This window comes from Pseudofrankia sp. DC12 (genome assembly GCF_000966285.1).
Lineage (GTDB): Bacteria > Actinomycetota > Actinomycetes > Frankiales > Frankiaceae > Pseudofrankia.
The window spans coordinates 5,195,599-5,208,339 of record NZ_KQ031391.1 but is presented as its reverse complement, the minus strand read 5'-3'; the positions used below and the strand labels follow the sequence as shown (position 1 = coordinate 5,208,339).

Genomic DNA, 12,741 nt, shown 5'->3' with positions numbered 1-12,741 from the left:
TGCTAGTCCTTTCCGGAGAACCGTGCCGTGACCGTGCCGAGCGGCGCGATGCCGGCTTCGAAGACGTCGCCGGGCCTGACCGCGGCCATCGGCCCCAGCGCGCCGGACAGCACCAGGTCACCGGCCCGCAGCGGGGTCCCGACCTCGATCAGGGCGGCGGCCAGCCAGGCCAGCGCGTTGAGCGGATCGCCCAGGCAGTCGGCGCCGGTGCCGGTCGAGACGACCTCGCCGCCGCGGCGCATCGTCATCGTGACGTCGATCGGCTCCACCTCGGCCAGCGGAGTCCCGGTCGCGCCGACGACGAAGACGCCGGACGACGCGTTGTCGGCGACGGTGTCGGTGATGCTGATCTTCCAGCCGGCGATCCGGCTGTCCACGATCTCCAGCGCCGGGAACGCCAGCGCGATGGCGGCCCGCACGACCGCCGGGCCGGAGGCGTCGTCGATGTCGCGGGCGAGCAGGAACGCCACCTCGGCCTCGGCCTTCGGCTGCAGCAGCCGGCCGACCGGGATCAGCTCCCCGTCGGCGTAGCTCATGTCGTCGAACAGCACGCCGAAGTCGGGCCGGTCGACGCCGATCTGGCTCTGCACCGCGGCGGAGGTCAGACCGATCTTGCGGCCGACGATGCGGGCCCCGGCGGCGAGCCGGCGCTCGGTCAGCCGGCGCTGGACCTGGTAGGCGGTGTCGATGTCGCCGTCGGCGAGCAGGTCGACGAGCGGCGCGCAGGCGATGCCGCTGGTGGCCGCGAGCTCCAGGCGTTCGACGGCCGCATCGATGGACTCCGTACCGGCGGTCACACGCCCCTCCCGACGAACTCCCGCGCGATCCCGTCGAACTCCTCCTGCTGCTCCCACTGGGGCCAGTGGCCGGCGTCCTTGATAAGCCGGAACTCTCCCGCCGGGAGGCGCTCGGCCGTGTCCAGACCGGCCTTCGCGGGGCCGGACGGGTCGTCGCTGGTCCAGATCACCAACGTCGGCGCGGTGATGGCGGCGAGTTCCTCGTCGCTGACCAGGCTGCGCAGCCGGACCTCCGGGCTCTGCGGGCAGGTGATGCCCGCGCTGTTGACCAGGGCCAGGACCGGGCCGGGCTGGGCAGGGACGGTCTCCACCGCGGCGTTGACGGCAGCCCGGTCGGACACGTCGACGCCGCCGGCGGCGATCGCCTCGTTGCCGGCCTCGGTGATCTCCTCCACCACCTGCCTGGTCGTGTCGGAGTTGAGGTCCAGGACAGCCACCGCGAAGCCGTCCGCGGCGAGCCGGTGGGCGACCGCCCGCCCGATTCCCGAGCCACCGCCGGTGACGAGCGCCGTTCGTCGTTCGGTCACTGTTGCGAACCTCCCTTGGTTCCTGGATACGCCGATGATCGGCTGAAGGCGCGGGGCCCGCGCGACGGCCGGCGCCACGCGTTCACCGGCCCGCGAGCGCCCGCTCGCGTATCGCGCTGTGCCTGGTCAGGGCGCGTTCCTAGGCGATGGCCTCGTCGCCGACGATCGACGTGCGATGCATCAGCCGGCTGAAGCCCTCGCCGTAAGGCAGCGCCCGGTGTGGCGTACCACAAACTCGGGCCGAGTCGCTCGTTCCAGCAGGCGGTCGAGCAAGGGCCAGCCCCGCCTCGTTGAAGGCGCCGACGACCTCGCCCGCCGTGGAGCCGAGCAGCGGCGACCGGCGGCCACTCCGCTGGTTCCAGACCAGCGGGTGTTCCCGGGCTGGACTGCGGTCCCAGGCCGCCCGCTCCTCCGGAGAGGGGTTCGGGGTACACATTCAGCTGCGACGCGGCGAAGCTGTGCACCACTCGCACGCTCGCCAGGTCCGCCCTCTCCTCGTCGGCGAGGGACTCGTAGGCGGCGTACGTGTTGGCGAACTCGGTGTCGCCGTCGTCGTCGCCGGAGACCTCCCGCGCGGTCAGCAGCGTGTACTTGTCCGGCACCGTGTCGGTCGAGCCGTCGAAGTGCCGCCAGAAGGTCGCCTCGCGGTAGGCCGCCATCTTGCTCCTCGACGCGTCGCGGGTGATCGCCTGGACCTCCGGGTGGCCCTTGACCGAGCCATGCCGCGGCGGGACGACCTCGCCGAGCAGACGACTGAACGCCACCAGTTCGTCGTCGTTGACGCCGGGAGGCCTTCGGCGTGAACTACGTCAGAGTTCAGCAGAACCAGCTGCGGACGCCCGCCGGCCTGATCGACGAGGTCTGACACCCACGCCCCGCCCGGCCCAGCCGGCCGGGAGAGCCCTCCGGAGGGTCACATGCAGGTACAGGATCGACTGTTCATCGGTGGCGAGTGGGTCGCGCCGAGCGGACCTGACACGTTCGACGTCGTCTCGCCGGCCACCGAGGAGGTCATCGCCCGCGTCGCCGAGCCGACGACCGCGGACGTGGACAAGGCGGTGGCCGCGGCCCGCACGGCGTTCGACGAGGGCCCGTGGCCCCGGCTGCCCGTCGCCGAGCGGGTGGCCGCCGTCCGCCGGCTCGCCGCGCTGTACAAGCCGGGCCGAGCGGAGCTCGCGAAGCTGATCAGCGCCGAGATGGGTGCGCCGATCAGCTTCGCCAAGGTCGGCCACGTCGCCATCCCGATGTTCATGATGAACGCCTTCGCGGGCATCGCGGAGAACCTCGTGCGGGAGGAGCGCCGGCCCGGCTTCTACGGCCAGGACATCCTGGTGCGCAAAGAGCCGGTCGGTGTGGTCGGCGCGGTCGTGCCGTGGAACATGCCCATGCACCTGATGATCGGCAAGCTGGTCCCCGCGCTTCTCGCCGGCTGTTCGGTCGTGGTCAAGCCGTCGCCGGAGACGCCACTGGACGCCTACTGGCTGGCGGGCCTGCTCGCCAAGGCCGAGCTGCCGGCGGGCGTCGTCAGCATCCTGCCGGCCGGGCGGGAGATCGGCGAGTACCTGGTCGCGCACCCGGGAATCGACCAGATCTCGTTCACCGGGTCCACCGCCGCCGGCCGCAAGGTCGCCGCCGCCTGCGGCGCGGACCTCAAGCGGGTGAGCCTGGAGCTCGGCGGCAAGTCCGCCGCCGTGGTGCTCGACGACGCCGACCCGGCCGCGATGGCCAAGGGCGTCCAGGTCGCCGGCCTGATGAACAGCGGCCAGGCCTGCGTCGCGCAGACCCGCGTGCTGGTCCCCCGGTCGCGTTACGCCGAGTACGTCGACGCGCTGGCGGCGATGGTCGGCGGTCTGCCGACCGGCGACCCGTCCGACCCGGCCACCGAGGTCGGCCCGCTCGTCGCCCAGCGGCAGCAGGAGCGGGTGCGTGGCTACATCGAGCTGGGCCAGAAGGAGGGCGCCCGCCTCGTCGTCGGCGGCGGCGGCCTGCCAGCCGGCGTCGACCGCGGTTGGTACGTCCGCCCGACCCTGTTCGCGGACGTCGAGAACTCGATGCGGATCGCCCAGGAGGAGATCTTCGGGCCGGTTCTGTCGGTGATCCCCTACACCGACGAGGCCGAGGCCATCAGGTTCGCCGACGCGACCGAGTACGGCCTGTCCGGCTCGGTGTGGACCGCGGACGTCGAGCGCGGCCTGGGCGTCGCCCGCCGGGTGCGCAGCGGCACGTTCGGCGTGAACGAGGCCTACAGCATGGACCCGGCCGCGCCGTTCGGCGGCGTGAAGGCGTCCGGCATCGGCCGCGAGCTCGGCCCCGAGGGCATCGAGGGCTTCCTCGACTCCAAGTCGATCTCGGTCGCCGCGGCGTTCGGCGAGAACGGCCGCTGAGCGCCCCGGACCTGCCAGATCGGCTTCGCCGATCCGGCAGGGACCCCGGGCCGCCTCGCCTGTCGGGCGCTGAGCGCCCTGCCGACGCCTGTTCGTCGTCGAAGTGGGCCGTGACCGGCCCGTTCGCTGCCGACGAAGATGATCACCCCGAAGCGCCTCAAGGAGAACGAGGAGGGGATGGGCGGGATCACCGACCAGCTCCTCGACACCATGCTGGAGCGGGGCAAGGGCGAGTTCGTCGGGCCGCTCGCGCTGTGCCCGGAGCGCGCCATCACAGTGGAGTGACCTGGCGCGACGGCGGGCGGTGGCAGGCTCCCCCGCCACCGCCCGTCTGGCATGCCGATACGCCGTCTAGGTCGCAGCGCGCCGACCCGCCTCGTCGGCGAGTGACACTGCGAGCAGACGGGTCAGGGCAGGCGTGTCCTGCGCGTCGAGCATCGCGAGGTAGGCAGGTCGCTGGCCGACCTCGATGATCGCCGGGAATCCGAACCGACGGATGGCCTGATAGGCGATGATCGCGCGGCCGGTGCGGCCATTGCCGTCGGTGAACGGATGGATTCGTTCGAACGCGATGTGCCCGCTGGCGACCGCCTCCAGCAGGGCCTCGTTGTCCAGGTTGGCGGTCTGCCACTCGGCCTGGTCGGCCCACTGGAGCATGAGCTCGGAGACGCGCGCGGGCGGTGCCGGCCGCCATGAGGCGCCTGCGACGATGTTGCTGGAGGTCTTGTACTGACCGTGGTCGTGGGCCAGGTGATCCATCAGTGCCGAATGCAGGTCCCTGACCAGGCTGGTGGTCAGGGGCTCGTCGTCGGCGATGGCCCGCAGGAGGCGGGCGAGGGCCTGGTAGTGGTTGGCGACCTCGTACAGTTCGCGCATCGGCGTGCCGGCCACGGGCGCTCGCTCGTCGATCAGCAGGGTGATCGCGTCTGACAGTGTCAGGGTGTTGCCCTCGATCGCCGCCGAATGGTGCGCCAGACGCACGAGCACGTCGTCGGCGTAGGCCGCAGGAAGCACCCCGCTGCCAGCGACGTCGGCCAGGAACTCCTGCCTGGTCCACGTCACGAACGAGTCCGAGCCGCGTTGATCACGGCGAGGAGTTCGGGCAGCGGGGTGTTCTCGTGCTGACTGACCGCGCGGACCTCGAGCACCCCGGCGCGGACAGTCGCCTCGACTGTGTCTCCGGGGCTGACACCCAGAGCGCGCAGCTCGGCCGGGCTGATCGTGATGCCCGCCGAGTTCCCGATCGTGACGACCTTCTTGCGCATACGAACATGCTACTTGCAGTACGAACGAAGGACGGCTACGAGGTCGACGGCGGTGCCAGGTCCGATCCCGGGCGGCCTTCGTCCGGTCAGAAGCCGGGGATGATGACCGCGCTGCAGTCCGCGGCGGCCTGCCGCAGCGGGATCGCCTTGGCGTAGGCCTCCGAGGTGTACCAGGCCTTCGCTTCCTCGACCGAGTCGAACTCGAGGATGACCGTCTGGTTGCCGTGCCACTCCCCCTCAAGGACCTCGGTGGCCGGCCCGACAGCCAGCGGCCGAGCAGTGTGCCCCGCGAACGAGGCCATGGCCAGCTTGCTGTACTCGGCCATCCCGTCCGGGTCGTTGATCGCCTCGGTGAAAACCACATACGCCTTCGGCATGGGCTCGGCTCTCCTCAGGTCGGTTCACAGATCCAGACGTCGACGACGCCGCTCCGGCCATCCTCGCCCGCCGCCACCGTCAGGCGCGACGCCTGTAGGCAGATGGGACAACTCACCTGATACCCGGCTTGTTACTGTCTGAGCAGACACTGACGTATCCATCACCCAGCCTCCCCAGAGAAGGCTGGGCCGGCGATATCTGAACGTAACCGACCGACTGCGCCGCAAAAACCCGGGGACTTGCCGCTCTAGGCGGTAGAGGTCCTCCCGGGGTGTGTGGCTACCTCCTGGAGGACCAGAACGCACGCCCCTGGGCTTGGTGCCTGTCAGGACAGGTAGGTGGCGCCGAAGGACTCGATGAAGTCCAGCGTCGTCTCTCGTGACTGGGAGTGGCAGGAGATGACGCACCAGGTCGCGCCGGCCTTCCCCAGCTCGGCGAACTGTTCGCGGTGCCGGTCCGGTTCGATGGTCGGGGTCGAGCTGATCACCGGGTCGCTGTAGGAGCAGGTGAAGTCCAGCGGCTCGGTGCGCCCGGCGGCCGCCGCCGCGTCCTTGACGCCCTGGATCAGCCCGGCGAGCTCGTCACGGGAGTTGATCGCCGTGGTCTGCGCGGTGACGGCAACGGACGGCGGGGCCATCATCGGCAGCCAGCCCTGGCCCTTCTGCGCGGCCCGGCGCCGGGCGGCCGGGGTGTTGCCGCCGATCCAGATCGGGATCGGGTCCTGCACCGGCTTGGGCCGGGCGATCACGTTGCGGGCGGTGAAGTGGCGGCCCTGGTAGCTGAACGGCTCGCCGCGCCAGTGCAGCGGCAGCACGTCCAGCGCCTCCTCGAACAGGGCGCCCCGCTCGGCCGCGTCGACGCCGAGCGCGAAGAACTCGGACTTCTGGTAGCCGGCGCCGAGGCCCAGGATGAGCCGGCCGCCCGACACCTTGTCGACCGTAGCCGCCGCCTTGGCCAGCAGGAACGGGTTGCGATACGTGGCGACGGACAGGTTCGTCATCAGCCGCAGCCGGGTCGTCGCCGCCGCGGCGAAGGCGAGCCCGACGAACGGGTCGAGGCTCTGGTGCCCGCCCCTCTCCAGCCAGCCGGCCCCCGGAATCGGGTGCTCGGTCAGCGACAGGCCGTCGAAGCCCGCCTTCTCGGCCGCCGCGGCGACCTCGTCCAGCGGCCCGGCGTCGAGCATGTCGCGGTCGGTGCCGTTGGTCTCCGGGTAGTTGAGGATGAAACGCATCGAGGTCCCCTAGCGCGCGTCGGTCGGTCGAGCGGCGCCGGCCGTCGCCGGCGGCGGAAACACCGCGGATCGGTCAGATGCTCGGGCAGGCTGCCGAAGGCCGCTTTCGCGATCCTGCCCGCGGGTGGGTGCCTCGCGCGCGGGATCGCGGCAGCCCGCGGTCGGTCAGGACAGGCGGATCGCGATCAGCGCGCGGTGCAGGTCGTGGACCGGCGGGTCCTCGCCGAGCACCATGCCCGGCGGCACGCCTCGGCCGGCCTTGATGATCTCAAGCACCGAGCCCTTGCCGGAGATGTAGGTGTCGTGGTCGGCGATGGCCGCGTCGACGTCGTCCCACCGGCTCAGCGCATGGAAGTCGTGCGCGTCGTTGTAGTACAGCGGTGCCTCGTCGCGCATCCGCTGCCAGACCGGGTAGGGACCCGTGTCGATCTCTACGTCGTAGGGGCCGCAGTAGACCGCCCGGTCCGCCGTGGCCTTGGCTAGGCCGAGTTCCATCCGCCCGCCTCCTTCCGCGCCGCCGGCGGCGCGGAAGCGATCCCTCCGGTTCATGGCAGTAGCATGCCATCAACCTGAGTCCACGGGCAACCTGTGCCCGCCACGGCGGCGGCTAGCCATCCGGGCCCTTGCATGGCACCTGCGCAGCCACAACTATCAATCGACGTCGATGTGAAATGGCTGGCGAGCGGCTTCGGCGCGACCGGCCCGCGGGCGAAGCTCCCGGCGAAAGACCACCTGATGCAGGCTCTGTCCGGCGTCGAAGGCTCGCAGGGCGGCGCCGGCCAGCCGCCGACCTTCCTGGTCTGGGGCGCGATCGACTCGGCGAGCGGCTGGGTCGCCGCCTGCGGCATCCTCGCCGGCCTCCATGCGCGGCGGCGGGGCGGCGGCGGGGCGGCGGCGGGGCGGCGGGCAGTCGGTCGCGACGTCGCTGCTCGGCGCCGGGCTGATGCTCAAGTCCGGCGCGTTCCTCACCAGCGACGGCACCGGCACTCGACGGCCAGCACCGCGGCACCCTCGGCGACCAGGCGAACCGTGATCGCCCGCCCCATCCCGGGCCCCGCGCCTGTGATCAGCGCTACTTTTGTTGAAGCCGTCCCGCCATGGCCGTGTTCTATCCCACGCGCCACCGGGACGCACCCGTTGACAACTTTTGACGTCAAAGTCAGTAAGTGGCGAAGGCCACTCCGAGGCGGACGCCGGACCCGGGCCGCCGCCTGCTAGGCGCCCCCCCCGCCCGGCAGGTTGGACGCCACGAGTACCGGCGGTGGGACGGTGCCGCGAGGCGGGCCTGGGGCCTGCACGTCGATTGACAAACTTCGACGTCAAAGTCGATAAATGAAGGACTGCCCGGAACGGGTGGTCAGCACAGCTGACCACCCGGTCCCAGATGACGGCGGCCGTCCACGCGTGCTCGCCCAAGCTGCTCGACTCTTCGATCGAGGTAACCGAATGCTGCTAGACCTCACTCCCGACCAGGAGGTCTTCCGGGAGGCGACCGCACGGTTCCTCGCCGACCGGGTTCCGCCCGAGGAGATCCGCCGGCTGCGGGACGACCCCGCCGGCTTCACGCCGGACTTCTGGCGCGCCGGCGCCGAGCTGGGCTGGACGTCGCCCCTGGTGGCCGAGGAGCACGGCGGCGGCTCGATCAGCGGTGCCGGGCTGACCGACCTGACGATCCTGGCCCACGAGTTCGGCGCCCGGGCCGCCCCCGGCCCACTTGCCGCGGCGAACGTCGTCACGTCGGCGCTGCCCGGCGCGCTGTCGCGGGAGGGGTCCGACGGCCACCTCGCCGTCCTGGAGGAGCTGCTGTCCGGCGACGCGTTCGCCACCTGCGCGCTGGGCGAGCCCGGGCTGACACTCGGCGTGCCCGACAAGGTCCGCGTCCAGGTGCGGGCCGACGGCGGCGACGTCGTCCTCGACGGGCTCGCGCGCCCGGTCGAGTCGGCCGCGCAGGCCTCCTACATCCTCGTCACGGCGAAGGTCGCCGGGTCCGAGACCGGGTTCGCGCAGGTGCTCGTCCCGACCGCGACGCCCGGCGTCACCGTCGCGCCGCTGCGGACCGTCGACCTGACCAGGCGGTTCGGCGTCGTCACGTTCGACGGCGTGCGGCTGCCCGCCGCGGCCGTCGTCGGCAGCCTCAGCGACGCGGGCGAGCAGATCGAGCAGCAGTTCCAGGTGGCCGCGACACTCGCCTGCGCCGAGAGCGTCGGCGCGATGCAGACCTCGTTCGACACGACCGTCCGCTGGGCGTTCGAGCGCTACTCCTTCGGCCGCCCGCTGGCCTCCTACCAGGAGCTCAAGCACCGGTTCGCCGACATGAAGATGTGGCTGGAGGCGAGCCACGCGATCTGCGACAGGGCCGCCGCGGCCGTGGACGCCGCCGCCCCGGAGGCCGCCGAGCTGGTCACCGCGGCGAAGGCGTACATCGGCGAGTGCAGCACCGACCTGCTGCAGGACTGCGTCCAGATCCACGGCGGGATCGGCGTGACGTTCGAGCACGACCTGCACTTCTACCTGCGCCGGGTCACCGTCAACCGGACCCTGTTCGGCACCCCGGCGACGCACCGGGCCCGCCTGGCCGGGATCTTCGAGAACCTCAAGGAGCAGGCGTGAGCGCGGGCGGGGCCCCCGGGCAGGCGGAGCATGTCCGGGGAGCGATGAGCGAGTGGAGTGGCCGTCCGAGGGACCAGGACGGCCGCGAGCAGGGGTCCCCGCTCGGCGCCGATGCGCCGAGCGGGGGGGCGATGAGTGAAGCGACGGAGCGAACCCGAGGGACGGCATGAGCGAGAGCACCGAGAGCCTCGAGGAGTTCCGGGCCAGGGCCAGGGCCTGGATCCGTGCGAACCTGAGGCCGCTGGAGGCCAACGAAGCGGTCGGCATCCTGCGCCCGACGCGGACCGACGAGGAGGAGCTGGCCGCGGTCGCCCGCGACCGGGAGATCCAGCGGATGCTCTTCGACGCCGGGCTCGCGGGCCTGTGCTTCCCGCGCGAGTACGGCGGCCAGGGCCTGGGCTACGAGTACCAGCGGGCACTCAGCGCGGAGATCGCCGGCTACGAGTACCCGGCGCGCCTGCAGGTGCCGACGTTCGCGCCGTGTGCGGCGGTCCTGCTGGAGTTCGGGACCGAGGAGCAGAAGCAGGCGCACATCCCGGCGATCCTCAAGGGCGAGGAGATCTGGATGCAGTTCCTGTCCGAGCCGTCCAGCGGCTCGGACGTCGCGGCCGCCCTCACGACCGCGACCCGGGACGGCGACGACTGGAACCTCAACGGCTCCAAGATCTGGACGACCGGCGCCTGGTGGTCCGACTGGGCGCTGTGCCTGGCCCGGAGCAACTGGGACGTGCCCAAGCACCGCGGCCTGACCGTCTTCATCTTCCCGCTGAAGTCGCCGGGCGTCGACGTGCAGCGCATCGAGATGCTCAACGGGGGCATGGAGTTCTGCCAGGAGTTCATGACCGACGTCCGGGTCCCTGACACCGCCCGGATCGGCCAGGTCGACGACGGCTGGACGGTCGGGACCCGCTGGATGTTCCACGAGCGGACCTACGCCAGCTCGCCCTACACGATCAGCACGGGCGGCAACTCGATCCACGGCGTCAGCTCGTCCTGGGTGCTCGACATCGCGCGTTCCACCGGCGGCCTGGCGGACCCGCGGGTGCGCGACCTGGTCGGCGAGGGCCGAACCCTGGACCTCGTGCGCGACGCGCTCCAGAGCCGGCTCGCCACCGGCATGCGCAGCGGCAAGATGTCGGACCAGTCGGCCGCCATCGCCCGGCTGTGCGCGGGCGTGACGTCCACCCGGCTCACCTCGATCGCGTTCGACATCGTCGGCGAGCTGGGGGCGGCCTGGTCGGCCGAGGACGGTGCCGGCGGCGAGGTCGGCGCCGACTTCCTCATGCGCCAGACGGCCACCCTCGGCGGTGGCACCACCGAGATGGCCCGCAACGTCATCTCGGAGCGGGTACTGGGCATGCCACGCGAGCCCTCACTCGACCGCGGCCGCGCGTTCCGCGACGTCCCCCGCGGCGGCCGGGCCAGCCAGAGCTAGGGAAGCGCCCTAGTCGCCGGCGACCGCGAGCGCCTCGGACAGGCGCTCCGCCCCGAGCGCGGCCCGCGCGGCCGGGCTCGGGGCCACCGGCGCCGCGGCCGGCCGGTGGCGCGGGAGGGCGCAGGCGATCAGGCAGGACAGGACCGCCGTGCCGGCGCCGATCACGAAGCTGGCCCGCAGCCCGGCATGCGAGGGCACCCGGGCCGAGCGGGATCGCGCCCAGAACGGTTTGGACGCCGAGGTGTGGACCAGCGCCGGCCGGCAGCTTCGGGATCAGCGGAACCATGAGGGTCTGCATCGGCGGCGAGTTGGTCGAGATGAAGTCCGCCAGCATCTGCAGCTGCGGCCTGCATCGCCCGCGGCGGCATCCGGGTGCCCCCGGTGGAGGTCCCCGTCGACGTCCTGCCGGGCATACCGGGCCCGAACCCGTCGTTGATCTGCCAGTTGTTCGGCTCGGCCGTTCCGCTGCCCGCCGACCGGGTGGCGGCCCTGTACCGGTCGCGCGAGGACTGCCTCGAACGCTTCACGTCGTCGGCGGACCGGCTTGTCTCCCAGGGACTCGCCCTCGCCGAGGATCGGGACGCGCTGCGTGGGTAGGCCCAGCCCGACCGGGTCGGCTGAGCCGCCGTCACGACACGACGAGGGGTGACTGGTTGATGAGCAGTCTGCTCACAGGACCGGCGGCGCCCGGCGGCCCCGCCGGGGCGACGCCGCCACCGCGGCCCGGCCTGGTCCGCCGCACGACGACCCACGACTCGTTGCGGCTCTCCGGGCTGCGGGGGCCGGTCACCCTCGACGCGCGCGGCCGCGACCTTCGGGCCGGCCCCGACGGTTCGGTGTCGGTCCTGGCGGCGCAGCGGGTCATCGTCGAGCTCGGCTTCCCGGGCCGGACCATCGCGCGGATCGAGGCCGAGCCGGCGGAGCCACGCCTCGACGCGCTCCTCGGTGTCCAGGCGGCGTCGGGCTTCCGCCAGAGGGTCGTCGACGCGCTGCCTGGCGACGGGGACAGCCACTCGGTCCGGTTCCAGCTGCTCGACGACCTGCCGACGGCCCTCCTGGTCAGCGGCTATGCGCTCCAGCGGCTGGCACCGGCTCCGTTCGCGACCGGGCGCAAGCGGGCCGGCCTGGCCCTGCAGTACCCGGACCTGTGCGCCGGCTGGATCACCGGCGGCACGATCGTGCGGGGACTGGAGGAGACCGGGCGGGTACCCAGGCCGGTGGGGCCCGCGGTCGGCCCGATCGAGGGCGCCGACCCGGACGGCTGGCACGAGGCCGCCCCGCTGCCGGAGCACGGGATGCGCCGGCGGCGGCGCCTCGACGTCTGGCGCGAGCCGGGCGAGCCCGAGATCCGCGTCGAGTGCTTCTTCCGCGACAGCCACATGGACGAGGGCGGCATCGAGACCGCGCTGCACGAGTACACCGTGCACGCGACCGTCGACCCGGACACGACGACCTTCACGAGCTGCGTGGCGGACTTCGGCGCGCTGCCCTGGCAGGAGTGCCCGATGGCGCTGGCCAGCGCCGGCCGGCTGGTCGGGCTGCGCCCCGACGGCCTGCGCCGGCACGTCCGCGACACCTTCACCGGGATCTCGACGTGCACCCATCTCAACGACACCCTCCGCTCGATGGAGGACGTCGGCGCCCTCATCGACTGGCTGCCCGGCGACCAGCCCGCCTGAGTCCCTGGGCGGCTCCGCCTGGCGCGCCCGACGCGTCCGGATCAACACCCGCCGCCGGCTGATCGACCCGCTCAAGCAGCAGGTGCGCGACCACGGCCTGTGGGCGACGCACCTCGGCGTGGACCTCGGTGGCCAGGGCTTCGGTCAACAGAAGCTGGCGCTGCTGAACGAGATCCTGGGCCGATCCGCGTGGGCGCCGATCATCTTCGACTGCCAGGCCCCGGACACCGGGAACGCCGAGATCATCGCGCACTATGGCACGCCGGAGCAGAAGGAGCGCTACCTGCAGCCGCTGCTCGACGGCGAGATGTTCTCCAGCTACTCGACCCACCGAGTGGATCCCCGCGAAGCTCGAGGCCGCCCAGGCCAAGTACGCCGAGTTCCTTGAGCACGAGGTCGGCAACCAGTAGGGCCGCCAGGTCTAGCCCGGCGGGC

The 12,741-nt window shown here is 72.1% G+C and carries 16 protein-coding genes and 2 pseudogenes; 8 read left to right on the top strand and 10 right to left on the bottom strand.

Annotation, left to right across the window (positions count from 1 at the left end):
• Positions 1-2: 2 nt before the first annotated feature.
• From FRADC12_RS20885 to FRADC12_RS33305, 4 genes and pseudogenes are all read right to left on the bottom strand, one after another.
• On the bottom strand, positions 3-797 hold the full coding sequence (locus FRADC12_RS20885; protein WP_045877913.1) for a 2-keto-4-pentenoate hydratase: 795 nt from the start codon (positions 795-797) through the stop codon (positions 3-5).
• Positions 794-1,324: an SDR family NAD(P)-dependent oxidoreductase gene (locus FRADC12_RS34065; protein WP_045877912.1), complete on the bottom strand. Its 531-nt coding sequence runs from the start codon at positions 1,322-1,324 to the stop codon at positions 794-796. The genes FRADC12_RS20885 and FRADC12_RS34065 overlap by 4 nt, the downstream gene beginning before the upstream one ends.
• A 139-nt stretch (positions 1,325-1,463) precedes the next feature.
• Positions 1,464-1,760: a hypothetical protein gene (locus FRADC12_RS33310; protein WP_052711053.1), complete on the bottom strand. Its 297-nt coding sequence runs from the start codon at positions 1,758-1,760 to the stop codon at positions 1,464-1,466.
• Between the two features lie 61 nt (positions 1,761-1,821).
• Positions 1,822-2,088: pseudogene (locus FRADC12_RS33305) on the bottom strand (TauD/TfdA family dioxygenase); the annotation flags it as partial.
• 153 nt (positions 2,089-2,241) lie between these two features.
• On the opposite strand from FRADC12_RS33305, the gene FRADC12_RS20870 reads away from it, so the two are divergent.
• Positions 2,242-3,708 (top strand): aldehyde dehydrogenase, encoded by a 1,467-nt coding sequence (locus FRADC12_RS20870; RefSeq protein ID WP_045877911.1) that lies wholly within the window; start codon positions 2,242-2,244, stop codon positions 3,706-3,708.
• Between the two features lie 138 nt (positions 3,709-3,846).
• Complete coding sequence (locus FRADC12_RS31600; RefSeq protein WP_232303934.1) at positions 3,847-3,993, top strand: hypothetical protein; 147 nt, start codon at positions 3,847-3,849, stop codon at positions 3,991-3,993.
• Between the two features lie 66 nt (positions 3,994-4,059).
• On the opposite strand, the gene FRADC12_RS20865 is transcribed toward FRADC12_RS31600, so the two are convergent.
• The 5 genes from FRADC12_RS20865 to FRADC12_RS20845 all read right to left on the bottom strand — a co-directional run bounded on the left by FRADC12_RS20865 (position 4,060) and on the right by FRADC12_RS20845 (position 7,077).
• A complete protein-coding gene (locus FRADC12_RS20865) occupies positions 4,060-4,770 on the bottom strand; it encodes a Fic family protein (RefSeq protein ID WP_052711052.1) in 711 nt (236 codons plus the stop codon).
• The gene (locus FRADC12_RS20860; RefSeq protein WP_045877910.1) at positions 4,767-4,973 is read right to left on the bottom strand and encodes an AbrB/MazE/SpoVT family DNA-binding domain-containing protein; all 207 of its coding nucleotides are present in this window, start codon (positions 4,971-4,973) and stop codon (positions 4,767-4,769) included. Before FRADC12_RS20860 ends, FRADC12_RS20865 begins: the two co-directional genes overlap by 4 nt.
• 86 nt (positions 4,974-5,059) lie before the next feature.
• Entirely contained in the window at positions 5,060-5,350 is a 291-nt protein-coding gene (locus FRADC12_RS20855; RefSeq protein WP_045877909.1) for a DUF1330 domain-containing protein, read from the bottom strand.
• A gap of 326 nt (positions 5,351-5,676) precedes the next feature.
• Positions 5,677-6,582: an LLM class F420-dependent oxidoreductase gene (locus FRADC12_RS20850; protein WP_045877908.1), complete on the bottom strand. Its 906-nt coding sequence runs from the start codon at positions 6,580-6,582 to the stop codon at positions 5,677-5,679.
• Between the two features lie 165 nt (positions 6,583-6,747).
• Positions 6,748-7,077 carry a cytochrome P450 family protein gene (locus tag FRADC12_RS20845; RefSeq protein ID WP_349305891.1) on the bottom strand — a complete coding sequence of 110 codons (330 nt, stop codon included), beginning with the start codon at positions 7,075-7,077 and terminating at the stop codon, positions 6,748-6,750.
• 132 nt (positions 7,078-7,209) lie between these two features.
• On the opposite strand from FRADC12_RS20845, the gene FRADC12_RS35075 reads away from it, so the two are divergent.
• From FRADC12_RS35075 to FRADC12_RS20830, 3 genes are all read left to right on the top strand, one after another.
• Complete coding sequence (locus FRADC12_RS35075; RefSeq protein ID WP_084011082.1) at positions 7,210-7,800, top strand: CoA transferase; 591 nt, start codon at positions 7,210-7,212, stop codon at positions 7,798-7,800.
• Positions 7,801-8,028: 228 nt separating this feature from the next.
• Positions 8,029-9,192, top strand: a complete 1,164-nt coding sequence (locus FRADC12_RS20835; protein WP_045877905.1) for an acyl-CoA dehydrogenase family protein — start codon at positions 8,029-8,031, stop codon at positions 9,190-9,192.
• A gap of 166 nt (positions 9,193-9,358) precedes the next feature.
• Positions 9,359-10,627 carry an acyl-CoA dehydrogenase family protein gene (locus tag FRADC12_RS20830; protein WP_045877904.1) on the top strand — a complete coding sequence of 423 codons (1,269 nt, stop codon included), beginning with the start codon at positions 9,359-9,361 and terminating at the stop codon, positions 10,625-10,627.
• Positions 10,628-10,636: 9 nt separating this feature from the next.
• Here FRADC12_RS20830 and FRADC12_RS20825 read toward each other — a convergent pair whose 3' ends face one another.
• The gene (locus FRADC12_RS20825; protein WP_045877903.1) at positions 10,637-10,825 is read right to left on the bottom strand and encodes a hypothetical protein; all 189 of its coding nucleotides are present in this window, start codon (positions 10,823-10,825) and stop codon (positions 10,637-10,639) included.
• Between the two features lie 153 nt (positions 10,826-10,978).
• Between FRADC12_RS20825 and FRADC12_RS20820 the strand changes: the two genes are divergently transcribed.
• The 3 genes and pseudogenes from FRADC12_RS20820 to FRADC12_RS20810 all read left to right on the top strand — a co-directional run.
• A complete protein-coding gene (locus FRADC12_RS20820; RefSeq protein ID WP_255355252.1) occupies positions 10,979-11,224 on the top strand; it encodes an alpha/beta hydrolase domain-containing protein in 246 nt (81 codons plus the stop codon).
• Positions 11,225-11,283: 59 nt separating this feature from the next.
• Positions 11,284-12,306: a DUF2889 domain-containing protein gene (locus FRADC12_RS20815; protein WP_045877901.1), complete on the top strand. Its 1,023-nt coding sequence runs from the start codon at positions 11,284-11,286 to the stop codon at positions 12,304-12,306.
• 52 nt (positions 12,307-12,358) lie between these two features.
• A pseudogene (locus FRADC12_RS20810) lies at positions 12,359-12,631 on the top strand (acyl-CoA dehydrogenase family protein); the annotation flags it as partial.
• Positions 12,632-12,741 lie beyond the last annotated feature (110 nt).